General features: G+C 41.8%; 1 pseudogene. It reads left to right on the forward strand.

Annotated features, from left to right (window positions below):
- Positions 1-225 (forward strand): annotated as a pseudogene (locus Q0954_RS34920) (IS630 family transposase); the annotation flags it as partial.

Raw genomic sequence — 225 nt, forward strand, 5'->3', positions numbered from 1 at the left:
GAGGTAGAAGCCCATTTAATAGCCCTTCGTTGTAGTAATCCTCCTGAGGGCTATCAACGCTGGACTTACCGTTTATTAGCTGATAAAATGGTAGAACTTGAGTATGTAGCCCATATGAGTATTGAAGGAGCACGTAAAATTTTAAAAAAACGAAATCAAGCCTTGGCGGGTAAAAAGCTGGCTCATTCCTGAGGCAGGAGCTGAGTTTGTTTGTCAAATGGAATC

The organism is uncultured Microscilla sp., from assembly GCF_947493425.1.
GTDB lineage: Bacteria > Bacteroidota > Bacteroidia > Cytophagales > Microscillaceae > Microscilla.